22 protein-coding genes and 1 pseudogene are annotated in these 23,904 nt (G+C 44.2%); 16 read left to right on the top strand and 7 right to left on the bottom strand.

Going from position 1 to position 23,904, the window contains the following annotated elements; translation table 11 throughout:
* Positions 1–127: 127 nt before the first annotated feature.
* From MKY87_RS19780 to MKY87_RS19830, 11 genes and pseudogenes are all read left to right on the top strand, one after another.
* A complete protein-coding gene (locus MKY87_RS19780) occupies positions 128–1,009 on the top strand; it encodes a diacylglycerol kinase (protein WP_047840512.1) in 882 nt (293 codons plus the stop codon).
* A gap of 469 nt (positions 1,010–1,478) precedes the next feature.
* Positions 1,479–3,254: a 23S rRNA (uracil(1939)-C(5))-methyltransferase RlmD gene (gene rlmD / locus MKY87_RS19785; RefSeq protein WP_340965800.1), complete on the top strand. Its 1,776-nt coding sequence runs from the start codon at positions 1,479–1,481 to the stop codon at positions 3,252–3,254.
* Between the two features lie 302 nt (positions 3,255–3,556).
* A complete protein-coding gene (locus MKY87_RS19790; protein WP_339786334.1) occupies positions 3,557–4,315 on the top strand; it encodes a hypothetical protein in 759 nt (252 codons plus the stop codon).
* Positions 4,316–4,442: 127 nt separating this feature from the next.
* Positions 4,443–4,892, top strand: a complete 450-nt coding sequence (locus MKY87_RS19795; protein WP_339786332.1) for a hypothetical protein — start codon at positions 4,443–4,445, stop codon at positions 4,890–4,892.
* Between the two features lie 338 nt (positions 4,893–5,230).
* On the top strand, positions 5,231–5,800 hold the full coding sequence (locus MKY87_RS19800; protein ID WP_340965801.1) for an RNA polymerase sigma factor: 570 nt from the start codon (positions 5,231–5,233) through the stop codon (positions 5,798–5,800).
* Between the two features lie 54 nt (positions 5,801–5,854).
* Positions 5,855–6,037 (top strand): annotated as a pseudogene (locus tag MKY87_RS19805) (23S rRNA (uracil(1939)-C(5))-methyltransferase RlmD); the annotation flags it as partial.
* 579 nt (positions 6,038–6,616) lie between these two features.
* Positions 6,617–7,054 carry an S-layer homology domain-containing protein gene (locus tag MKY87_RS19810; protein WP_340967495.1) on the top strand — a complete coding sequence of 146 codons (438 nt, stop codon included), beginning with the start codon at positions 6,617–6,619 and terminating at the stop codon, positions 7,052–7,054.
* A gap of 212 nt (positions 7,055–7,266) precedes the next feature.
* Entirely contained in the window at positions 7,267–8,166 is a 900-nt protein-coding gene (gene cysD / locus MKY87_RS19815; RefSeq protein WP_076333411.1) for a sulfate adenylyltransferase subunit CysD, read from the top strand.
* Between the two features lies 1 nt (position 8,167).
* The gene (locus MKY87_RS19820; RefSeq protein WP_340965802.1) at positions 8,168–9,841 is read left to right on the top strand and encodes a GTP-binding protein; all 1,674 of its coding nucleotides are present in this window, start codon (positions 8,168–8,170) and stop codon (positions 9,839–9,841) included.
* Positions 9,842–9,941: 100 nt separating this feature from the next.
* Entirely contained in the window at positions 9,942–10,190 is a 249-nt protein-coding gene (locus MKY87_RS19825) for an S-layer homology domain-containing protein (RefSeq protein WP_445669426.1), read from the top strand.
* On the top strand, positions 10,133–10,294 hold the full coding sequence (locus MKY87_RS19830) for an S-layer homology domain-containing protein (RefSeq protein WP_340965806.1): 162 nt from the start codon (positions 10,133–10,135) through the stop codon (positions 10,292–10,294). Before MKY87_RS19825 ends, MKY87_RS19830 begins: the two co-directional genes overlap by 58 nt.
* Before the next feature lie 117 nt (positions 10,295–10,411).
* Here the strand turns inward: MKY87_RS19830 and MKY87_RS19835 are convergent, their stop codons facing one another.
* The 3 genes from MKY87_RS19835 to MKY87_RS19845 all read right to left on the bottom strand — a co-directional run bounded on the left by MKY87_RS19835 (position 10,412) and on the right by MKY87_RS19845 (position 13,812).
* The gene (locus MKY87_RS19835) at positions 10,412–12,079 is read right to left on the bottom strand and encodes a leucine-rich repeat domain-containing protein (RefSeq protein ID WP_340965808.1); all 1,668 of its coding nucleotides are present in this window, start codon (positions 12,077–12,079) and stop codon (positions 10,412–10,414) included.
* Positions 12,080–12,462: 383 nt separating this feature from the next.
* Positions 12,463–13,344 carry a GNAT family N-acetyltransferase gene (locus MKY87_RS19840; RefSeq protein ID WP_340965809.1) on the bottom strand — a complete coding sequence of 294 codons (882 nt, stop codon included), beginning with the start codon at positions 13,342–13,344 and terminating at the stop codon, positions 12,463–12,465.
* A gap of 261 nt (positions 13,345–13,605) precedes the next feature.
* Positions 13,606–13,812: a DUF2536 family protein gene (locus MKY87_RS19845; protein ID WP_340965811.1), complete on the bottom strand. Its 207-nt coding sequence runs from the start codon at positions 13,810–13,812 to the stop codon at positions 13,606–13,608.
* A gap of 383 nt (positions 13,813–14,195) precedes the next feature.
* Here MKY87_RS19845 and MKY87_RS19850 point away from each other — a divergent pair, with 383 nt between their 5' ends.
* Positions 14,196–15,170: a tRNA dihydrouridine synthase gene (locus MKY87_RS19850; RefSeq protein ID WP_340965812.1), complete on the top strand. Its 975-nt coding sequence runs from the start codon at positions 14,196–14,198 to the stop codon at positions 15,168–15,170.
* 96 nt (positions 15,171–15,266) lie between these two features.
* Here the strand turns inward: MKY87_RS19850 and MKY87_RS19855 are convergent, their stop codons facing one another.
* Positions 15,267–16,322: an ankyrin repeat domain-containing protein gene (locus MKY87_RS19855; RefSeq protein WP_340965813.1), complete on the bottom strand. Its 1,056-nt coding sequence runs from the start codon at positions 16,320–16,322 to the stop codon at positions 15,267–15,269.
* A 252-nt stretch (positions 16,323–16,574) separates the two neighbouring features.
* On the opposite strand from MKY87_RS19855, the gene MKY87_RS19860 reads away from it, so the two are divergent.
* Both MKY87_RS19860 and MKY87_RS19865 read left to right on the top strand, forming a co-directional pair.
* Positions 16,575–17,144 (top strand): SF0329 family protein, encoded by a 570-nt coding sequence (locus MKY87_RS19860; RefSeq protein WP_340965814.1) that lies wholly within the window; start codon positions 16,575–16,577, stop codon positions 17,142–17,144.
* 114 nt (positions 17,145–17,258) lie between these two features.
* Positions 17,259–18,425 carry a cobalamin-independent methionine synthase II family protein gene (locus MKY87_RS19865; protein ID WP_074093534.1) on the top strand — a complete coding sequence of 389 codons (1,167 nt, stop codon included), beginning with the start codon at positions 17,259–17,261 and terminating at the stop codon, positions 18,423–18,425.
* 195 nt (positions 18,426–18,620) lie between these two features.
* Here the strand turns inward: MKY87_RS19865 and MKY87_RS19870 are convergent, their stop codons facing one another.
* Positions 18,621–19,199, bottom strand: a complete 579-nt coding sequence (locus MKY87_RS19870) for a GNAT family N-acetyltransferase (protein ID WP_340965815.1) — start codon at positions 19,197–19,199, stop codon at positions 18,621–18,623.
* A 44-nt stretch (positions 19,200–19,243) separates the two neighbouring features.
* Positions 19,244–20,005, bottom strand: a complete 762-nt coding sequence (locus tag MKY87_RS19875; protein ID WP_340910372.1) for a TVP38/TMEM64 family protein — start codon at positions 20,003–20,005, stop codon at positions 19,244–19,246.
* Positions 20,006–20,164: 159 nt separating this feature from the next.
* Between MKY87_RS19875 and MKY87_RS19880 the strand changes: the two genes are divergently transcribed.
* Both MKY87_RS19880 and MKY87_RS19885 read left to right on the top strand, forming a co-directional pair.
* Positions 20,165–20,857 carry a response regulator transcription factor gene (locus MKY87_RS19880; RefSeq protein ID WP_017690627.1) on the top strand — a complete coding sequence of 231 codons (693 nt, stop codon included), beginning with the start codon at positions 20,165–20,167 and terminating at the stop codon, positions 20,855–20,857.
* Entirely contained in the window at positions 20,850–22,193 is a 1,344-nt protein-coding gene (locus MKY87_RS19885; protein WP_340965817.1) for a sensor histidine kinase, read from the top strand. The genes MKY87_RS19880 and MKY87_RS19885 overlap by 8 nt, the downstream gene beginning before the upstream one ends.
* A gap of 171 nt (positions 22,194–22,364) precedes the next feature.
* Here MKY87_RS19885 and MKY87_RS19890 read toward each other — a convergent pair whose 3' ends face one another.
* Positions 22,365–23,900 carry a carboxylesterase/lipase family protein gene (locus MKY87_RS19890; protein ID WP_340965818.1) on the bottom strand — a complete coding sequence of 512 codons (1,536 nt, stop codon included), beginning with the start codon at positions 23,898–23,900 and terminating at the stop codon, positions 22,365–22,367.
* Between the last annotated feature and the right edge of the window lie 4 nt (positions 23,901–23,904).

The following is a 23,904-nucleotide window of genomic DNA, read 5'->3' on the forward strand; positions in this document are numbered from 1 at the left end:
GAAAGATTGAGCAGAATGAACACAGATTCATTATTGTGTAAAAAATATGCCCTTTTGTGGACTGATGCAACGTAAGAATATGAGGTCGTTTAGACTCATGGATAATGTGGAATAGGTGGCGTATGAGATGAAAAAAGCTCGCTTAATATATAATCCGACCTCAGGCCGGGAAGAAATGAAGAAACGTCTGGCTGATATTTTGCAGCGTTTGGATCAAGGTGGTATCGAAGCTTCATGTCACGCAACAACGGGTGAAGGTGACGCAACCCGGGAAGCTGAACTTGCGATTGAACGCGGATATGACATGATTATTGCTGCTGGTGGCGATGGCACGTTGTACGAAGTGATTAACGGTATGGCCGAGCGGGAGAACCGTCCTCCGCTGGGTGTGTTTCCTTTGGGTACAACGAATGATTTTGCACGTGCACTCGGCATTCCGAGACAGTGGGAAGATTACGTGGATCTGGTCATTAACCAGCAGCTTCGTCCGCTCGATCTGGGCAAAGCAAATGATAAGTATTTTATCAACATCGCTGGTGGTGGCTCATTGACTGAACTGACCTATGAAGTACCGAGTCGTCTGAAAACGATGATTGGGCAACTGGCCTATTATATGAAGGGTATTGAGAAAATGGCGAGCCTGTCTCCTCAGGAGCTGATTATTCGCGCCGACGGTCAGGAAGAGATCCATGATGAATTCATGTTATTCCTCATCGCCAATACCAATTCGGTCGGGGGATTTGAGAAGTTGGCTCCAGGTGCAACCATTGATGATGGTTTGTTCGATGTCATTTGCGTGAGGAAATGTAATTTGGCTGATATGATCCGCCTCGTAACGCTTGCGCTGCGTGGGGAACATCTGAACGACAAGAAAGTGGTTCATTTCCAGACGAGTCATATGGAAGTTACGTCACCGGGATATGTCCAACTGAACCTTGATGGAGAGTTAGGCGGCACGCTGCCAGCTACATTTACGAATTTGCGTCATCATCTGATGTTGTATCGTTAAACTTGGCACTTGGCGCAGAATGTGGTCGCTTGGGGAAAGCAGTGATGCATGAGAAGTGGTTGTATAGCAATCGCACAAGTGATGAGGAGAGTTGGATTCAGCTCTGCCGTAAGGCGTGATGGTAGTATATTTTCCAGTTGCTGTGTACAGTTGGATCGCGTATAATCTCATGTGGTCACTATGCGTTGAGCTTAACAAACTCAGAAAGCCTTAATGTGGCGAAATCGTCGAAGCTGCGAATCTAACGAATTTCAGCGTCGTTCTTTTGGAGAAAATGACCGAAAGAGGTCGGAAAACACTATCCGAAGATGATATAACGTTTCTGAAGTTCATTTGAAATTCGGAACGTTATTTTTGATGTGAATAAGGTGCGCCATGTTCGTTACAATCGGGAACAAATTGAAAAATAGAGATTTCTCCCTCGCCTGCACAGGCGGGTATTATATAAGAAGAAAGAAGTGAATGTACGTTGTCTAATACGAACCGCAGCGGTCGTGGAAAAAACCGCCGGAATTCGGCTGCCTCTCAGGGGCAAGGGAACGCTTCAGCGTCCCGTCAGCCAGGTCAATCATCTCGTCAATCTACACGTCAGCAGGGAAAAGAGGTGCGGCCACAAGGCGCATCTCTTTCTGCCGTTCGTCCAAAGGGGAGAGCGCGTGAATCTGCATCAATCGAAGGACTGCCCGTTAGCAAAAATGAAGAGACCGTCATCGACATCATTGGCATGAACCATGACGGTGAGGGTGTAGGTCGTGCGAATGGATACACGCTCTTTGTACAGGGGGCGCTTCCAGGTGAAACCGTGCGTGTGCGTGTGATGAAAACCAAGAAGCAGTACGGCTACGCCAAACTGCTGGAGATCGTGAAGGCGAGCCCGGATCGAGTGTCCGCGCCATGCCCGATCTACGATCAGTGCGGCGGCTGCCAGATCCAGCATATGAGCTATACCGGACAGCTTGCGTGGAAACGCCAGTTGGTGATCGATAATTTGCAACGGATTGGCAAGCTGAACGTGATGGTGGAGGATGCGGAGACGTTGGCATCCAATACGCAGGATGATAAAGAGGGCGCTGAACAGCGTGTGCAGGATGACGCTTCAGTTGGTGATGCGAATCAGACAACTGAACTGGCTACTTCTGAAGTACAAATGATCGGCAGCAATCGTATTCGCCTTCGCCTTGAAGGTGTCATGAACGAAGAGGATACGGAGCAAGGCATCCGCGTACTGCCTACGATGGGCATGGACGAGCCATGGCGCTATCGGAATAAGGCACAGGTGCCGATTGGAGCTGCCGAGGGTGGCCTGGTAGGTGGTTTTTACGCTAAAGGAAGTCACCGGATCATCGATATGGAAAGTTGCCTCATTCAGCATGAGCACAATGACGAAATGGTTGCAAAGGTTAAGGAGATTGGCAGTCATTTTGGAATTAGCGCCTATAACGAAGAGACAGGTCGCGGCTTGTTGCGTCACGTGGTCGTGAAGAAGGCATTCCGTACAGGCGAGATGATGCTTGTTCTGGTTACGAATGGTCGAGACATTCCGTACAAAGACGAATGGATTGGCAGTATCCGTGAAGCGATTCCGCATGTAGCGAGTATCTGCCAGAACGTGAACAAAAAACAGACCAACGTCATTTTCGGCGATGAAACCCGTGTCCTGTGGGGCCGTGATGTAATCTATGATTATATCGGTGATGTGCAATTTGCGATCTCAGCGCGTTCGTTCTATCAGGTGAATCCAGTGCAGACGGAAGTACTGTATGGCAAAACGGTAGAGTACGCAGGACTGAGCGGCAAAGAGACCGTGATTGATGCCTATTGTGGCATCGGTACAATCTCTCTTTTCCTCGCGCAACATGCGGATCAGGTGTATGGAGTAGAAATCGTGCCTGAAGCCATCGAAGATGCGCGTAGCAATGCGCTCTTGAACGACATGAAGAACGTGAAGTTCGAAGTTGGTGCCTCAGAGGACGTTATTCCACGCTGGAAAGAACAAGGTATTGAAGCTGATGTCATCGTCGTCGATCCACCGCGGAAGGGCTGTGATCCACGTTTGCTGGAAACGATCCTGGAGATGAAGCCGGAGCGAGTGGTGTATGTGAGCTGTAATCCGAGCACGTTGGCACGTGATCTTCGTGTGCTGGAGGATGGCGGGTATCGCACGGTTGAGGTAACGCCGGTGGATATGTTCCCGCATACGGTGCATGTGGAAAGTGTAGCGATGTTGGTGAGAAACGATACGTAGGTCTAAGGTAGCAAACTAAAGCGTAGTTTATATTTTTAATTCAAAATCCAAACTTGAAGACAGCCCAATGGCTGTCTTTTCTTTTTATCAAAGTTCCGATAAAGAAGTCGAGAAATGAAAGAATATAGTAGGGAGAAGTTTTGATAGCTTAGCGTTTTTTTCGAGTCTAGCGCCAGTTTATCTACTGAAAATACTCATATATTAAAAAGTATAGCGTTATTTCTTTTTGAACACCTGTTACAAAATTCTTGTTATTTCGTCTTATATATTGAAATAATAAAAAAAACTGGGAGGTTTACAAAATGAAGAGAGTACTAAGTATTTTGTTAACAGTTGCTTTATTCTTTACTTTACAGGCAGTGGCAGGAGCAGATGTAAAACAAGTTACGTTATCTGATATTGATCAGATCCTAAGGGACAGTGGAACTCCGGAGAATATAATTAGCGGATTGGATGATGAACTAAAACAAATGATTTATGAAAATTCTGGCTCTAGCCCAGAATTGAAATTTATCGAAGTTCAACAAGAAGTTGTCCCACAACTGTTTGCCTCCGGTTATTCAATACCATCCTCGGATTTAAAAATTGAAGTTTTGGCTTTCTCAGTAGGAAATGGTAAAGCAGATATTTATCCAATATATGAGTGGCTAAAACCTGTAAAACCTAAAGGTAAAGACTACTTCGGGTATTCTACTCACAGTGACTTTAGTGTTGTTGCCAATACTCGTAGCAACTTGATTTGGTACAAACTTAACTCTGGAGATAATTGGACTAGTGCTGGTGCCGCAACGTATACTGGAAGTAGCCTGACGGGTTACGAACATTCTGGTAGTAGCTTGGGAACGCCTGATTTTCCTATCTATATTAAAGGGAATTTTTCTTTTAGGGTAGATATCGATAAAACAAACCCGGTGAAAAAAATCGCCATATCTTATGTGCATGACACTTCATCTGGAGGTACCTTCGGTTATTCTATTGGTTATGGTCCTGCTTATATTTCAGTGACCCCCTCTTCTAGTAACGTAGGTTATAATACGAATGTGTATAATCTGGTTTTCTGATTTTTAGCTTCTTAAAATGGGGCTAATTTGAAATTACCGATTAGCCTCATTATTTCTGGATTACCTTAGAGGTTGTAACATTATAAATAGGGGCATATACATATATTCAAGAAAGGGGTTGAAATCAGTGATGAGCAAGAAAAGAATTTTTATTGGTACTCTTGTGATAATCCTTTTACTCGTTGTATTTGTACCAAAATTCATTAGCTATTGGAATGATAGGAACTACTACTCAAACAACATGGTTACTTATTTTTCATTGGCTGAATTTTCCATACTAGATAAGTATGTTGAAGGAGATACTTATTATTTGAAGTTAAGTATTGATAGTGAGTATTTTGATTCTAAATACAAATTGAAAGGTAAAACTAAAGAATATTCCCTTGGGAAGAATATAGACTTGTTTAATAAAATCGATCTAAATAACCCCATAAAATATACAGGGATTCAGTTAGAATCAACAGTCCCTTTAAATAAGATTAATCAAGAAGAAAAATCTAATCTACGACGTGATCCTATTAGTGTAATTTCAAAAGAAGAGTATGATGACTTTATTACCATCATTGATGTCTACTAAATTCAACGACTTCATCGAGAAAATAATGTATAATATTAGGAATTATATAAATTAATTCAAGAGTTTCCTTAACTGGGCGCTCTTTTTTTATATAGTTTTCTAAAAGAGGTTATTACCCAAAGCGGAATACCATGTCTGTATAAATAGAGAGAAATTCGAATACCATCGGAGAACTGGTTATGTAATTTTCCTTTGAGTGTGAGTTCAAATTTGATTATGATTGAATTGTGATAATTTGGTATGTAACTTAAATGTTTCGAAATACAACACTAATCAAAAATGTTTTACGATGGCGATTAAATAATTCACTAGAAACTAAATTAATAGGAGGAAACTCAATGAAGCCGATATATTTTAGCCTAGAAGATGAAGATAAGAGCTTTATGTTGGAACTATATATAAAATATCATCCACTAATTAAATACAAAGTTTACGATACAGTTGGAGACTGTGATGTTGTGAATGACTTAACTCAAGAGGCCCTGCTTAAATTAATACCGAAAGCTTCTCTTTTACGCACCTTAGATCGTTACAGAATAACAGCGTATGTTACTAATACAGCAAAACATGTTTGTTTTGATTATATTCGTAAAGAGGCATGTCGTAACAAACATTATTTTGTTGGACCAGAAGAAGATTTTGCGGTCCAGATTCCAGATTTAATGGTTAAAATAGAAGAAAACTATGTAAGAAACGAGAGAATAGACGAATTAAAGAAAATAATGCTTCAACTATCAGAAAGGGATAGAAGATTATTGTATTATAAATACAATATGGGATTGAGAGACAAGGAAATTGAAGAGGTACTAGGGATTCCTCAGAATCATGTGCGACAATATATTGCTCGGGCTAAGCAACGAGTACTTAGAAAATCACAAAATGATAGCGTTTGCATTTTGAGGTCATAATACCTCATGTGCATTGAGGAGTAAGTTATCAACAGCAAATCACCCATATCGAAAACGATCTTGGAGATGAAGCCGGAGCGCGTGGTGTATGTGAGCTGTAATCCGAGTACGTTGGCACGTGATCTTCGTGTGCTTGAGGATGGTGGGTATCGCACGGTTGAGGTCACGCCGGTGGACATGTTCCCACACACGGTGCATGTGGAGGTAGTAATAGGAATGCAACGCAAAGATACCTAGAAATCCTTTGTTTTCAACACTTTGCGCCGTTTACGACTTTTACGAATGATGGCCCTGATTTCAAAAATAAGGTGCTGAAGGACAAAATCGAGGTTTCGGTCGTGCTTGACCTTGGTTTTGAGGTCGAGTGTGTAGACATGTCAGGGGCTAGTGAAAATAGTCTAAAATAGTATTGATTTTAAGAGGGCGTCCTTAAGGCGTTCTTTTTCATATCAAGATCACTTAGTTAGATGTTTTAATTCTAAAGCTAATGTCGTATTAGGTAAAAAAAGGATGTTTATCTCGAAGGTATAATACCATGGGCTTACAGATAAGGAGTATTGCTTAGCCATACAATTGCAGGAAGAGCTTGAACAGATAGAGAAAAGGGAATTTTACATGCAGGGGTATAACTACAGCTAGTTCTACTTACAAAAAAATAAGTGCGCTACACTCATCTGAACGAAGCTGAGTAAATCAGCATAGCCCAGTTATTTCGGGGGCTAGCGCCCACTATATTTGAAAACTTGCTATAGAAGGAGTATCAAACACCTTTTATGGTGAGCTTCCATCACGAGAGCTGACTTTATCACCTTGCTGGTGAGAGCACTTGAATTGAAGGGCCCGGGCACGAACACGGCAGCCTTCAGCGATGTACAGCCTACTGCTTACTATGCGCAGGCTGTGGCCATTTCAAAGGAGCTGGGGATCGCCTATGGATTCGAAGACAACACGTTCAAACCCAGCAGCATTTCCCGTCAAGACATGATGGTTCTAACGGCGAAAGCCCTGAAAGCAGCAGGTAATCCATCTGCCGGCAGCGGGAATCTGGCTCCTTATTCCGATGCTGCAACCATTTCCACTTACGCTGTGGATAGTGTAACTTCCCTTGTAGGAAGCGGAATCGTCAACGGAAAAGGTGGCAAAATCGCACCAGCTGAATCATTGACCCGCGCTGAAGCTGCTGTCTGTACTTTACAGGCGGCAGCTTTTTCAAATTCCATGGCCCTCAATCATAATTGTAATAGAGATCGTTAACCAACCGATTCCATTTGTAGCTCAGCACAAATCATTCGTTCAGGCGATTTTATTATAGGAGGGAACCGCTACTCAATGCTGAATATTGTCGATCCAATACATAGACATCATAAATTTTACTTTTTTCCACTTTGCAATAAAGATGGAATCTGATAGGATAAGTTTATAAATACGATGGTTTTAGTGAGGATTAAAAAGGAGGCCGCCTTGCCATGCAAGAATTAACACATCTGGATCAACTTGAGGCTGAAGCGATATACATTATCAGAGAAGTAGCAGCGGAGTGCGAGAAACCGGTCATGTTGTATTCCATCGGCAAGGACAGCTCGGTCATGCTGCACTTGGCCCTAAAGGCTTTCTACCCCGAGAAGCCGCCGTTCCCATTCATGCATATCGATACAACCTGGAAATTCAAGGAGATGATTGAGTTCCGCGACCGAAAGGCGAAGGAATTTGGTATCGAGATGATCGTGCACTCTAATGAAGAGGCTATTCAGCAAGGAATCAATCCCTTCGACCATGGTTCCGCATATACCGACATTATGAAAACCACAGCCCTGAAGCAGGGATTGGATAAATACGGATTTACGGTTGCGTTCGGTGGCGGAAGACGTGATGAGGAGAAGTCGCGTGCGAAGGAGCGGATTTTCTCGTTCCGGAACAAGAATCACTCGTGGGACCCGAAGAACCAGCGTCCGGAGATGTGGAAGCTGTTCAACACGCGAATCAACAAGGGAGAGAGCATTCGAGTCTTTCCGCTGTCCAACTGGACTGAGAAGGATATCTGGCAATACATTCGTCGGGAGAACATTGATATCGTTCCGCTTTACTCCGCGGACGTAAGACCGATCGTTAATCGTGACGGGCATATCATCATGGTGGATGACGAGCGGATAAAGCTTGAGCCTGGCGAGAAGGTAGAGATGAAGAAGATTCGCTTCCGCACGTTGGGTTGTTACCCGCTCACGGGCGGAGTCGAGTCCGATGCCGTTACGCTGGATGAGATCATTGAGGAGACATTGGGTGCGTTATCTTCCGAACGGACCAGTCGGGTTATCGATCAAGAAGCGGCGGGAAGCATGGAACGACGCAAACGGGAGGGCTATTTCTAACATGAAGAGTCTACTTAAATTCATTACCTGCGGAAGTGTGGATGATGGCAAGTCCACGCTGATCGGACATATGCTCTATGAGGCCAAGCTGCTGTTTGCCGATCAAGAACGCGCGCTTGAGCTCGATAGTCGATTGGGAAGCCGAGGCGGCAAAATCGACTACTCGCTGCTCCTCGATGGTTTGCTGGCTGAACGCGAACAAGGGATTACCATTGATGTGGCTTATCGTTATTTTACGACGTCTCATCGTTCCTTCATCGTGGCGGACACACCGGGACACGAAGAGTATACGCGCAACATGGCTGTAGGCGCTTCCTTTGCCGATCTAGCCATCATTCTGGTGGACGCTACCAAAGGCATCATTACCCAGACCAAACGCCATGCCCGGATCTGCGCCCTGATGGGGATCAAGCATCTCGTATTGGCTGTGAACAAGATGGATCTGGTCGGCTTCGATCAGAGGACGTTCGAGGCGATCAAGGAAGAGTTCATCCAAACGACGGCTGAATTTCAAATCAAGAGCATTCAGGTCATTCCCGTGTCCGCTACGGAAGGGGACAACATTACAACCCAGTCGCCGAATGCTCCCTGGTACGAGGGGTTAGCTTTATTGCCGTATTTGGAAAGTATAGATGTTCATACTACCGATGATACGAAGCCTTTCATGATGCCGGTTCAGCGTGTAAGCAGACCGGACCATACGTTCCGTGGGTTCCAGGGCCAGATCGAGGCTGGAAAGATTTCGGTCGGAGACGAACTCATGACTCTGCCAAGTCGGGAGAAAGCCAAGGTTAAGCAGATTTTGGTGACGGACCAAGCTAAGGATTCGGCTTATGCTGGCCAACCGGTTACGATACAACTGGACCGCGAAGTTGATGTCTCGCGGGGCTGCGTGCTCACGATAGACAATCAAGTCCAAGAAGCTGACAGCTTCGCTTCTACGATCCTGTGGATGGACGATTCCGTCCTGACTCCGGGCAAGCATTATTGGGTAAAGGTCGGAACGAAGACTCTTCCAGGCACTGTAACTGCGATTACCCATAAAATTGACATTAACACGGGTCATACCGTTCCGGCCGATCAAATTGTTAAGAACGAATTGGCCAAGTGTGAATTCACGCTGTCGGATCAGATCGTCTTCGATTCCTTTGAACACAATAAGAGCATCGGAGGTTTTATCCTCATTGATCGTGTCACCAACATGACGTCTGCTTGCGGAGTCATCGATCAAGCTCTGAAGGGAGAAAGCCGATTTGCCACGCTGGATACGGGGATCACGAGAGATATTCGCGCCCAGCAGAAAGGACAATCTCCGCTCACGGTCTGGTTTGCTGGATCGGATACGGTAGCTCTCGCCAAGGAAGTGGAGAAGCGACTAATGTCATCCGGTTACCATACGATGCTGCTTGAGAGCGTCAGTGGAGAAACGCTCCGCGGTACGGCGGAGATGGCAAAGGTGTTGAACGACGCCGGCCTGATCTCACTGGTATCCCATGATTCTATCAGTGCGGGCGAACTTGAGACAGCTCGAGAGATCATCGGGGGCAAAGGATTTATCGAAGTTAACGCGGACGAGATCGGCGGAATGTCCACCCAGGATGCCGCGAAATCCGTGGTTAAACGAGTCGTGCAATCCGTTATCGATCACGGTCCTTCGAATAACTACGACATTTAATAAGCATGTCCGATAAAGCGGTTGCCGATCAGGCAACCGCTTGTTTGTTTCGTCTAACATCTTAACGAACAATCTGTATTCAGTGGTATGGCACCCGTTGATGTTCAAAGATGTAGAAAATCATTGGGCTAAGGATGCTGTCAATGATATGGGCTCTCGCCTCATTGTGAATGGCATTGGTAACGATCTATACAATCCAAATACGGATATGACACGTGCTGAATTCGCAGCGATTATGATGAAAGGTTTGGGACTGAATCCAGTTGATGGCAAGGCGCGCCTTTTGCAGATGTGGATGCTTCCGCTTGGTATCATTCCACTGTTGCTGCAAGTATTGAGGCAGGTGTGATTAGCGGCAGAGGAGCACATGAACTGGCTTCGAAAGCCAACATCACCCGTGCTGAGGTTGCAGCTATCGTCCAAAGAATATTGAAGGCTTCGGACTTGATTTAAAGCACCAAAAGGGTTCCCCCATGCAGGAAGAACTGCATAAGGGGAGCCCCTTTTTCTTTGTTCCGATACCATCCACTAACTACAGTAGTCTAAAACTCCCATCATCCCAATCGGTAATTAATATATGTGCACATCCGTACCAAGCACGGACTTGTTTTGTACGGAATTACCGGATAGATATACCTTTTGCAGATCAGGCAGCTGGCTTAGGGTCTCGATATTGGAAATGGCATTGTTCTCGAGATGAAGCTCTTCTATGGCCTGCCAGTTACTCATGAATTCGAGAGAAGTCAAATTGCTGTCTTGCAGAGTAAAGGAACGCAGAGCGGACATTTTGGCAAAGTAAGGCATCATTTGGTCAACTTCAGTAACAGAGGTATTGTTGATGCTGAAATATGGTTGCTCTAAGGTCAAATGTTCAAGCACGCCTTTATCTGCGGCCGATTTTTGCTCAAAGTTCAGCCTGCACTCGGAGCACATCAGAGATTTCACCTGCTTCAAACGAAATAAAGCATCGCTCTCCTTATATAGTGACGAGTCGTAAATGTTTAGAGTCTCTAGACGAGGCAAACCGTCTAGGGTGCCAAGATGGGTTATTTCACTGATCTCCCAGAGCGAGAGTTGCTCCAGTTTCGGGAATTTCCCCAGCGCAGCCAAGTTCAATTCCCCACTTCCGCCACGGAGCGTCAGACTGGTTGTAGTCGGGGCCTTTAGCCCGGGGAGAAAGGAGCTTGGAATTTCCACTCGCTCTACTTTAGGCAGTGTCAGCGCTTCTGCATTCTCGTAGTAGCCGGACAACGTTAATTCCCGCAGAGAGGGCAGACTGTTTATGGCTTTTACCGAACCAAGCTGACTTAGAGAAGCCAGGCGTAGTGTAGTAATGGAGTTTTTACCAGCCAAGCGCTCCAGGCTCGAGATGTTTACATTTTCGATATCTAACGTTTGTAAAGCAGGCATATTTTGTACAAAGTCGATGGACTTTACGTTCGTTAAATAGGACAACTGAAGCTCCTGAAGCTGGGTCAAGGCATACAGCGGCTGCAGGTCTGTGGTTTCACTGTACTGTATAGACAAGGATGATAACCCGGTCATGGACGACAACCATCCGAGTTCATCGACAAAGGTGAGCGACAGGGACTTGATTGGCAATTTGTTTAACAAGTGAAAATCTGTTACGGACTCATCCACATAGGTAATGGATAAAGAGTTCAGATTGGGGAATTCCAGCAGCAGGGCCAATTCCTGATTGCTGCGAAGCTGAGTGGTAAGCTCCGTGATTTTAGACTTGTCGCCAAAGTAGCCCGAAAATGTACTGAAGGATTCGTTAAAAGCGCCTCCATAACTTTTTAATCCAGGCATATGGGCCAAAGTAGTTTGGTCCGTCTGGGATATTTCATAGGTATTTGTCAGGTCCAATGCCGTCAGTCCCGTAAAAGCTTCAAAATCTCGCTGATCAATCCGCTGGCTATTCAATTTCTTGTCTTGAGTAACATAAGTGATCTTCTCGGCCTGTTCATCGCTGAAGGGATCGGAGAGGCTATATGTAAACATCCACTGATCATTCTCCGAATGCTCTACGGTTAAATAGCGAATATGAGCCAATTCCTCCTCTGTTGGCAAGGCAGACCCTTTATCGAAGATATCTCGCAAAAATGAGAGCAGAACCTCGCTTTCAGGCATCTTTCGTACAGGCAGATTGGCTTCTGTTTTTGGATAGGTGGAGCTATTGCTATAATAAAAATATGTACCGATGGCGCCAGCTAGGACTAACATCAGTATCAGCATTACCTTTACGGAGGCAGTCTGCTTCAGTGGTACTTTAGGGGGCGTTCCATGGTAATGATTAATAGTCTGGTCTACGTAATAGACATGATTTTGCTTCAATAAAAGTTCTGTTTCACAATAGGGACACTTTAAAACCTCATCCTTCTTGTATTCAATTTTTCCGTTGCAATTGGGGCAGTTTAGCGGGATAAACGCCACGAATGTCCCCTCCTTCATTATGATGGTCATAAGATCATGCTGAACGGTCATCTGATTTCATTATACCTTGTGAATTTACGTTTGATGAGAGAAAGAAGTTTCACATAACGAAGGAGCAGGGAAATCCTGCTCCTTTTTGATCTTTTTTTAATATGGTCAGGTGGTAGGTCTTATTAAATAAATCATCAAGCAATAGATGTAATCGGATGTTTAACGTGCAGAGGGTAGAGATGTTCACCATGGGTTCTTACAAATAAACCTTCATTGGTGATCGAACTTTTTAGAACGATATCATCTGTTGCATCTGGAGTGAAATGAAAGGTTACTTTCTCTGTATCTTCATCTGCAATCTTATCCAAGATATCTTTCATATTCATTTCGTTTAAGCTAACAACGTCGAAGAGCTCAATATGATTGTCTTCTTCCTGATAAATAACAATGACGTTTTCGTTTTCCAAGTAATAAATATCATCACTAAAGACATTCAGGCAATAAAACATGAGTATGCCTTGAGAATGATGGGTTGCGAAATGCTGAGAAACAGGCAATCTTTCCGATGCCAATTTTTGAATAAGACGTAAATCCTCCGCGTTAGTTACATTTAGTTTTCGGATGTTCGCAGGCTCGGGTGATTTTTTTGCCGTATAATTCATTGAAAAAAGATGTTCTTCCACAGGCTTAAACCCAAACTTGGGGTAAAAATCGAGCACAGATTCATTGGCAAAAAGGTACATATAATCGTACTTGTTCTCGTATTCCTCTAAAACTTTGTTCATTAAACGTGTAGAGAGTCCTTTCCCCCGATAATCAGGATGTGTCATCACCGTGCCGATTTGAATCGCTTTTTTCTTCTCACCGTGAATGATGAGCTCAAGGATGTTAACAGAAACGTTGGCAATAACCTGGTCTCCATCGACATATGAATAAGGAATGTAACGCTCGCCCCAGTATCCTTGTTGAGACCAATCTTCAAACTTGATCTCAAACGTGTTGACAGCAAGCTCGAAAAAACTCTTGCGCAGTACTTCATTGTTTTTATAATTCTTCATAAATATCAATTCTTGCATGGTATTCTCCCCTTAATCCTCAAAAGTGACTGCTTGTATAGTGGTACGATCCCGTATTTAACTATGTAAAATATGATTACAGGTGACAATTCTGCTTATAAGTTGTTGTTAGTTAAGCAGGAGTTGTAACAAGAGAAAGTGGAGTTTGCTATGGAAAGAGACGCGAGCGAATTCGCGTCTTCTTTTTTGCATGCTTTATAGGATATGCTTAAATGCAATTGCGTCAGTGAACTGTTTTTCACTATTGAAAATCTTGGTCCATTAATCTACGGCAAAATGCACGATTGCACTATATAACATCTTGTTGCGAAAAGGGTCAAACGTTACTTGATGCTGAACTTGCTTCACGCGCAGCATTAATGCTTTGTTCATTCCGATTCGCTCTTCGATCGCTCGTTCGAGTTCACGGAAGTCATAAGCCTGCAAGCATTCGACTTTGTCTATGATCATATCCAGTGAAATTTCCATATATCATTCAGGCCTCCTTAAAATCTCGATTTGCAGGTTAAAAGCCTGTCGAGCTTCATTTTAGAGGAGCTTTTCCAGTTCGGCAAGTGCAATCGGGCTGAAAATCTAATAAAGACGTGATAAAATCGGGAAAGAGCAATTTCGAGATTATCGAACTTTTAATATCTGAAGGTCTAATGGAAGTAATAACAGATACTGTTGTTTGAAGGAAGTTCATTTGCATGGTATAAGTGAAGAAGCTAGGACACCATAATGTGAATTGCAACGAAACTGCGAATGATCATGTAAATGATAGGCAAGCAGATGAATGAGTTACGAGTTTTACTATTTTAACTATTAATGAGGACAAAAACTGTCCTGGAATGTATAGAGGAGCTTTTGAGATGACAAAGGAAAACTTTTGGCGTGAATTGCCACGACCATTTTTTATACTGGCACCTATGGAAGATGTGACCGATGTTGTGTTTCGGCATGTCGTAAGTGAAGCGGGCAGACCGGATGTGTTTTTTACGGAGTTTGCGAACACAGAGAGTTATTGTCACCCGGAGGGGCACCATAGTGTGCGTGGACGGTTGACGTTTACAGCGGATGAACAGCCGATTGTGGCTCATATCTGGGGAGATAAACCGGAATTCTTTCGTGAGATGAGTATCGGTATGGCGAAAGAAGGATTTAAAGGCATCGATATCAATATGGGCTGTCCTGTAGCGAATGTTGCGGAGAATGGAAAAGGAAGTGGCTTGATCTGCCGCCCAGCCCTTGCGGCGGAGATTATTCAGGCGGCGAAAGCCGGAGGGCTGCCGGTCAGTGTGAAAACGCGTCTCGGATTTACTGAGGTCGATGAATGGCGCGACTGGTTGACTCATATTTTGAAACAGGACATCGTGAATCTGTCTATTCACCTGCGTACGAGAGAGGAAATGAGCAAAGTAGACGCTCACTGGGAACTGATTCCGGAGATTAAAAAACTTCGTGATGAGATAGCTCCTAATACACTGCTGACGATTAATGGGGATATTCCTGACCGTGAGACAGGCCTGAGACTCGTGGAGCAATATGGTGTGGATGGTATTATGATTGGACGCGGTATTTTCCAGAATCCGTTTGCTTTTGAGAAGGAGCCGAAGGAACACAGCAGTAAGGAATTGCTTGATCTGCTACGGCTGCATTTGGATCTCCATGATCAATATTCTGAGCTTGAACCGCGTTCGTTCAGCCCGCTGGCCCGTTTTTTCAAAATCTATGTTCGAGGCTTCCGCGGTGCTAGTGAGCTCAGAAACAGCTTGATGAACGCCAAAACCACTTCTAAAGTACGCGAATTGCTCATTGAGTTTGAAAGTAATGAACAGGTGGAGTAGAGTAAGACGTAATCATGGATACGGAGTATGATCCAGGTAGATTAAATAGAAAAAAAGAAGCGGTAACTTTTCCGCTTCTTTTTTTTGCTTTGCTGTTTAACGCGTATACGCAGGCTTTTCCATAGCGACCGCTTGAGGATTGGCAAGCACCCATAACACAGCCAACTCGGATAATCTGGCAGGCGCATCAAAATCGTATCCGTTATGAAGCTTGCTGGCCAAGTCTGCTGCCTCTTGGAGAAGTGCGGGGGCGAGTGGCGCTCCAGTGCCCAGATAACGAATTAGCGCATCTAGCATCTTGCGATACTCCGCATCCCAGTTTCCTCCGCCATTATCTAATACTTCATGGGACACACGTCCTGTGATGCGGATGACCTCTCCCTGCACCGTTTGAGCGTGGCCCTGAGCCGGGATGAGATATTCCCACAGCTCTTGGTGCTGCTTGGGCCAGGTGGTTGCCTTTACCTGAATGGGTGCAGTTCCATCGTGCATGATCCGATTCGCTACCGGCTCGACATCAAATAGCCGGTACAGTTTGATCAGCGCGTCTGAAACTCCATCGACCTTGTCCTTATTGAACTTCTCACGGACGAATTCAAAATCCTTACCGATCCGCTTCACCGATTCTTTCATATCCGGGGTGACCGATGCTCCGGCATCCAGAAGAATTGCGGCAATCTCTGCCAGATTAACTATATCGCTATTCCTACAATTGACTAACCCCTTAGCTAATGGCGTATTACCCTGTTTATTTTCTACGTTAATCGTAGCGCCCTGGTTTACCAACTCTTGAACCACTTTGGTTCGATACCCACTGACCGCTGCATGTAACGGTGTTTCATTTTGGTAATCCACAGCGTCCAGATCCGCACCTAATTCAAGGAACAGGGGTACATTTCCTGACCAGTGTGAGGCATGAGCATGTAGAGGCGTGCGTTGATATTTGTCACGTGCATTAATATCTGCCCCTTGCTCTATGAGCCAGCGGACCAATTCATCCGAAATATGCCGAAAGCTGAGGGCCGTACCTTTGCTGTAGCCCCCACGTGCATCCCATTCGCATTGCTCGAAAATTTCTTTTACGGTTGCGATATCATTATCTTTAACGAGTTTTTCCATATGAGCAGGTAAGGTTGCTTTCTTCGTAGCCATTACACTCTTCCTCTCCTTTGTGAATAACAACGTAAGTTCCAATGGTAGGTTATGACGATTTAATAGTAAGTAGATAATTTTCTGCAATTTTATCACATAGGGGAATTCAAAACCAATAACTGGGTTTCTTCCATCGTCAATTTGGTTTGCTATGTTATAATTTAGATGAATGTTGATACTGGAGACGGATTGAAAAATATTTGAATGATCGCCGCAATTCAATGCGGTAGGCTTTTGATAATAGGAGGATATATGTCCTGGAGTAAATTGAAGCAACAACTGGAGAGTTTTCTTAGTCCTGCGTTAGTAGGAAGGGTGGAGTACCGTGCTACCAGCTATCGCTATTCACCTGATAAATCAGGCAATTGTTATATTACTGTAGATAAAAAGAATGTACTCAACATGAGTGATACAACAACCCCAATCCGATGGTATCAGACAGAGCAGGAGATCAAGAGCGACCCGGAAATCATGATTCCTGTGAGCGATGAAGAGATTGAAGCTATCAGAAAAGATTCCAAAGGACCCATTCCCGAGGATCGTCTTCATATCATGGCAAGAAGCAGAAAAATCTCCGTACATGCCAAAGAGCTTTTGTTGGCTCAGACCGCACTCAGTAAATCAAATTTTACTGTTGCAGCTACGACGTATTTATCCACTTCTATAGAGGATAATCTGGAGAGCAAGGATATCTTGTTTAATATTCTGGCTTTAATGGACAGACGAGTTGGCAAAAAGAGAATTCTAAACATGTCGGAGCAGGTCAAATTAAAGCATCCAGCGGTACAATATTTTTATGAACTGCGTCGTCGTACGGTGTGAAATTGAATAACTTTTGATATAGCTTTTAACTATAACCAGTTATGGTTTTTTAGTATCCCTTCTAACTGCTCTCAGCGTGATATGATCATTGTATACAACGAGGGGGTTTTTTACATGACTGATAAGTTCCAGATCGTAGGAAGTTTATTGCGGCCGGATGAGCTGCTGAAATATAAAACGCAAATTGAACATAATGATGATATCCAATATCCGTTCTATGAAAACTACGAAGGATATGAGAAGTGTGAGACAGAGGCAATCAAACAAGTTGTCGCAAAGGAAATCGAACATAACTTGTCCGTGGTTACCGATGGCGAATTCTCCAAATCGATGTGGCATCTGGACTTTGTATGGGGATTTGGCGGAGTGAAGCGTTACATCGCGGATCACGGCTATTTTTTCAGAGATGTGGACGGAACTTCGAAATATGAAACACGCAAAGATATTGGACTGCGCATCACTGATAAATTGAGTGGAAAGAACCATCATTTCATTCAACTGTTCCAACAACTGCAAGACACGGCTGGCGAGCAACAAACGAAACTTTGCGTACCGTCTCCTTCCCATATCTTCGGTGAGCTTTCCTGGTCGGATAACATTGGTGGAACGGATTCTGTATATCAAAACATACAGGAGCTCAAAGAGGGTCTTGTGATCGCGTATAAAGAATTCGTGGAGGAATTCGCTGCAGTGGGCGGTAAAATTTTGCAATTCGATGATTGCTTGTGGGAACTGTTTGCAGACGACAACCCGAACTCTCCTTTTACAGGGGAAAATATTAATCAAGATGAAGTAAAGGGTCTCGCTACCGAATTCATTGATATTAATAATACCGTGATTGACTTTGGTCATAGCCTTGGCTTGAAAATGTGGACACATAACTGCCGCGGCAATTATGATTCCCGCAACATGGGTGGTGGATCGTATGCCAAAATTGCGAATCTGTTCCTGAAGCAATTGAAATATGACCGTTTCTTCCTGGAGTGGGATGATGATCGTGCGGGTTCAATTGAAGCTCTGGAAGTGTTCAAGGACAGACCTGAAACGGAAATTGTACTGGGTCTGTTGTCATCCAAAACGAGTACACTCGATGATGAAGCACGTGTTGTCCGTTTGCTGGACGAAGCTTCCAAAATCATCGATAAGGATCGGCTGCTGTTATCTCACCAATGCGGATTTGCATCCTGTGATGGTGGTAACGAATTAAGCGAAGCTCAGCAATGGGCGAAGATCGATCAAGGGCAGAAGATTGCAAAGCAATATTGGGGCAGCACCGTCTAGGATTTAAGCTGAATGTATTGTGACCTTATAAACACATTGCTCGATCAATAGTGTTCTGTGCAATAATGAAACGGCGACTTTTCCTCTGGAATCTATCCAGGGAGAAGCCGCCGTATTTGTTGTGGAACGTACACATGGGTACGTGCTCATTTCTATAACTTTTTTTAACTAATGATGAGGCAGGCATGTCATTCTTTATTTCTGCGATTCACGCTGTGCCAGCCATTCCTTTTTCAACAAAGCATATTGATACGTATTCTCGTATTTCGGTGTGCCGTCCTCATTTTTGACAAATGAAATGAACTCCATAAAAAGACCTTCCCGACGCATGCCCAGCTTCTCACACAGTTTCTGAGAACGGAAGTTATCATCCTCGACATAGGCGTACAGTCTTCTTATTCCCTGTTCCATAAAGAGATGCTCGATGAAAGCATTGGCGCTCTCACTGGCGTACCCTTTTCCTTCAAATCTGCCATTAAAATTCCAACCAATACTATATGTATCTGAATTCGAATCCTTATCCGTATCGGAATCCCGATCTTCCCTCATACCAAACAGCTCACCGATCAGCTCGTTACTGTCTTTTAGGCAAACCGCGATGTGGGAATCGTCACTGCTTCTTTTTGCAACCTCTGCCACCGCGTCTTCCAACGTTGAAATTCGTTGCTCCATAAAACAATTCACTCTGGGATTTGCGGTGTATTCCAACAGTCCGGCTGCGTCCGTTACGGTGAAATTTCGCAGGATTAATCGATTGGTTTTAAGTATTTGCATAAGATGATATACCTCCGGTTTTCATATCAATAGATTGGCTTTGTTCATGTTGTATCTCTTTTTATTTTACGAGACTCCCTATTCTTACTATAACTCGGTATGGCCTTGGGTTTGGCTTTGGTACTGTCTGACCGGGAGAACAATCCCACCAATTTCTCCCTATAGATATAACCGAGTACAAACCCGATCACAGCGATAACAGAAATAATAATGGCGATGTTGTATTGTTGCATATGAATCGTGGACCCTATAACGGTAGATGCGATGATCCACGGCAGACGACCGACGATAAGGATCGTGAAGAACCTAAACGAACTAATCGATGTAAGTGCGGCGACAAATACAAGCATGTCTTTGGGCAAGCCGGGAATCACGAAAAAGATAAATAAAAAAGCGGAGAACTTCTTCTCATCATGAATTAACGACATCCACTTATTATTTTTCTTTTGCATTAGTCGTGAAATATAGGCGCGACCGATATAACGGGTGAAATAAAAGGCGATCGCTGAGCCTATAATCAAGCCTATTGTAGTATATAAGGACCCAAGTGTAACCCCATAGATATAACCGCCTGCAACCTGTACCACTTCTCCTGGAATAGGTGCAACCACGATCTGAAGAATCTGGAATAAAATAAACATGACCGGACCCCAATGGCCTGTTGAGTGAATATACGCTCTGAAGTTGTCCATGGAAGACATGATTTTAATAATGGCAGGAGAATAATACACCAGTAGACCAATGGACAACATGATGAACAGACCCAACAATATGTTAATCATTACTTTTTTCGAAGTTTGTGGCATTCCTGACGACCCCTTTGTGTAATAACTTCTACATATTTACAGTATAAGACGAAATTATTAAGAGATACCTACATAACTTCTGAAGAATTCTTAAGTCGATTGTATTTGCTGGTAGTCGCTAATAGCGCATATTATACTGAAATTAGACGGAGGGATCAGATGAGCAAGAAAATTCTAATTGCTGATGATAACAGTGAAATTCGTGAAATTGTAAGGATTCTGTTAGAGAGTGAAAATTATGAAGTGATTGAAGCGATAGATGGCCAAGATGCGATTGATAAAGTGAACGAAGAGACGGATCTTATTATTTTGGATATGATGATGCCCAATAAATCGGGGCTGAAGGCTTGTCTGGAGATTCGTGAAAAAACAAGTGCACCGATCCTGTTTCTCACGGCGAAAACGCAGGATTCTGACAAACAATTGGCCTTTTCCTCAGGCAGTGATGACTTTTTGTCCAAACCCTTTTCCTATACAGAACTCGTTTCGCGGGTGAAGGCTTTACTGCGGAGGTATTATGTATATCGGGGCAAGGAGAAGACCGAAGAACAGGACCAGATTATCGTTAAGGATCTTACCGTCCATCAGGATTCAAAAGCCGTGTTTGTTGGGGAGAAGGAGATTGCTCTAACTGAAATTGAATACCAGATATTGCTGCTGTTGGCTAAGAAGCGACGAAAGGTATTTTCGGCAGAAAATATATATGAGAGTGTTTGGGGGCAACCCTATTTTTATACGTGTAATAACACGGTGATGGTTCATATTCGTAATTTGAGAGGCAAACTGGAGGATGACCCGCAGAACCCTAAATATGTGAAGACCGTTTGGGGGAAGGGGTACAAAATTGAATAGATTATTAATCGGAAAAAAGCTGAAGATAAAACTGGTTCTGGCGGTTGTCATTTCTTTGGTCATTTCCATAAGTGCACTCGTTATTTTACAAGTTGTTGGCGAGACTGTATTGGATAGTTATTTAAGCAAATCCACTTTTGTAGAGAACAGGCAGCAAGATGCGCTTGATCGATTCGAAGCATTTGTGGATAACCAGAACGTGTCAACCCGTGATCATGAGCAATTGTCTGCTTGGATAAGACATGAGCGCTACTTAAATCTGTATATTTTTGCAAAAGACAAATTGATATTTTCCTCCAACACGGAAATTGATCCTGCCATTAATGAAGAGTTGTTAACTCAAATCGTGCCCTCAAAAATACCCATCACCACCATCCATTTTGCGGATCAGGATGCCCAGATATACTTGGTTAGCTTTTATGAGTATCAATATTACAACCTCATTCTGATTATTGGTGTTTTCATAGCGGCCATTGTGTTCATTGTTTCCTTTCTACTGATGATTAATAAGAAAACATCTTATATTGGCGTGCTTGAACAAGAGATCAAAATACTCGAAGGTGGAAATTTGGATTATTCGATTACGATATCGGGAAAGGATGAACTGTCATCTCTGGCTCAGAGTATTGATGAGATGAGGAAATCATTTGTGGAGCGTCTGGGCAGCGAGGAGAGGGTCAGGATGGCCAACCGTGAATTGATCACGGCGATTTCCCATGATTTGCGAACGCCACTCACGATTCTATTAGGATATATGGATATCATAGAGCTCAACAAATATAAGACACATGAGGATCTGTTGCAGTATATTCATAATAGCCGGGAGAAGGCCTATCAGATCAAAGTGCTGTCGGACAAACTATTCGAATATTTTACGGTATCCTCTGCCGCTGAAGAAGAGGAAGTAGAATTTGAAATGTATGAGGGTAGAGCGCTTATCGATCAACTCATAGATGAGCAATTAGTGGTTTTGGACGATATAGACGTGCAGGTTCAGACAGATGCGCATCACGAGGAGTTTTTGCTGGAAATCAATCTGGTCGCCATGCGTCGCGTAATGGATAACATATTTTCAAATATTCGAAAATACGCCGATCCAGGGTATCCCGTTCATATCCAGATTTCTTTGAAGCAACAATGGGTGATTCTTGGGGTGGAGAATAAGATTAAACATGTTGGCAAAAAGAAAGATAGCAACGAAATCGGGCTCGTTAGTTGTCAGAAAATGATTCAGCAGCATAACGGGACGTTGACGGTGTCGCAGGAAGAAGATATCTTTTCACTACAGATTAAGCTACCTGTCATCATCAACAAACCAACTCAGACTCATATATAATGGAAGGGAGAGAGACGTTATGATTATTGCGTGCAACAGAAACAGATCTCTTGAAATGATGCGCTAAATAGGCATAGGCGAATGAACATCGCTCTGCCATTCACACTATACAAAAAGAGCCATGCGACAGCATGGCTCTTACATATATCGTGAGAGGGCAAACCTCATGTTTTAAACAACAGGTGCATTCTGTTTCTTGAAATATTGATTAATTAGAAACGAGAGCATTGGTCCTGGCTCAGCCTTCTGTAATTGAGCCTGATCGCCAAATTCCATGAGATACGGCTGTTCCGTAGTACAAGGAGTCCAATGAGGCATCAGCTTTCCGGTGGAGTCCGAGCCGTTTGGGTCACCTGTAGCAATAAAGTTGGATAAATAATTGCACATCTGGCGGGCCAGATCATAATGCTTGCCTGTGAATGGCCGCCAGCATTTGGCGAGTGTTTCGAAGAAAAACCACAGATCGACGGAGTGAAAAGTGCCTGGCTGATCCCAGCCCGGAATCTCGGCGTCGAAGTTATAATAGTAGAGAGGCGTTTCAGACGGATGACCGCTGTTCGCGCGGATGGCGAGCAGAATGGCATGTTGGATCATGCGGACCGATGCTTGTTGCAGAGCATGTTCGATTTGGCCGGTATCTGCCTCACATAGCTGCAAAAAGGCAGGAGCATTCTCGCCAAACAACTCCACAGCCATCTGCTTCAGTTCTTCCAGATTGGCTGCGGCGGGACGGGTCCAAAATTCGGAAGACGTATGCCCCAGCATTACGGGTATCGCTTCGCGCTCCTGCTGAACAAAACGAGTAAACGGATCGCCTGCGCAGAATTGTTCGTCGATGACGGTTCCCCAGAAGCTTTTGTATTCGAGTGCTTTGTCACGGAGATATTCAGCATCCAGTTGTCTCGCCTCAGCCAGGGAAGATACGCCCAGGAAGCTGAAAAATTCAACCCCTGCTTGCTCTGCATCTCGCAGTGTGGAACGGACAGAAGGCACGCGGACCTTTGGGTACAACTCGGTAGCTATACCACTCATGATGACGGCTCGCTGGAACAAGCCTTTATTTTGCGGAGAGGTCATCTGGCTGAGTACACTTCCTCCGCCTGCCGACTGTCCGCCGATGGTGATCTGGTCTGGATCACCGCCAAAGGCGGCAATGTTGCGTTTGACCCACTGGGTACCTGCTTGCTGATCAAGATGACCAAAGTTGGCGGGTGTATGGGGGGATTCGGCACTAATCTCAGGATGGCACAGGAAACCGAAGGCATTCAGCCGATAATTAATCGTCACGACGATGATACCTCTACGAGCGATTCGCTCGCCATCAAATTCCATTTCGGCCGTATGGCCGACTTGCAGGCCCCCGCCAAAATACCAGACAAAAACAGGCAGCTTCTCGTCCGTGCGTTTGGCTGGTGTCCAGACATTCAGATACAGACAATCCTCATCCATGGGCAGGTCGGGATCAACGGCCCATTCGCGGGTATAGATATTGTTATCATCGATGACTGTTGGGGCTTGCATGGAGATGGGGGCAAAATCAAAAGCTTGCAGTACACCTTCCCAGTTCGACTGCGGCTGCGGAGCTCGCCAGCGGTTCTCACCTACAGGAGGTGCGGCAAAAGGAACTCCCTTGAAGCTGGTAATTCGCGGGTCCGCCGCGGGCAGTCCTTGCACTTGTCCGTTTTCTACCGTAACCATTCTAAGCATACAA

This window comes from Paenibacillus sp. FSL R7-0198 (assembly GCF_038000415.1).
In the GTDB taxonomy this organism is placed as follows: domain Bacteria; phylum Bacillota; class Bacilli; order Paenibacillales; family Paenibacillaceae; genus Paenibacillus.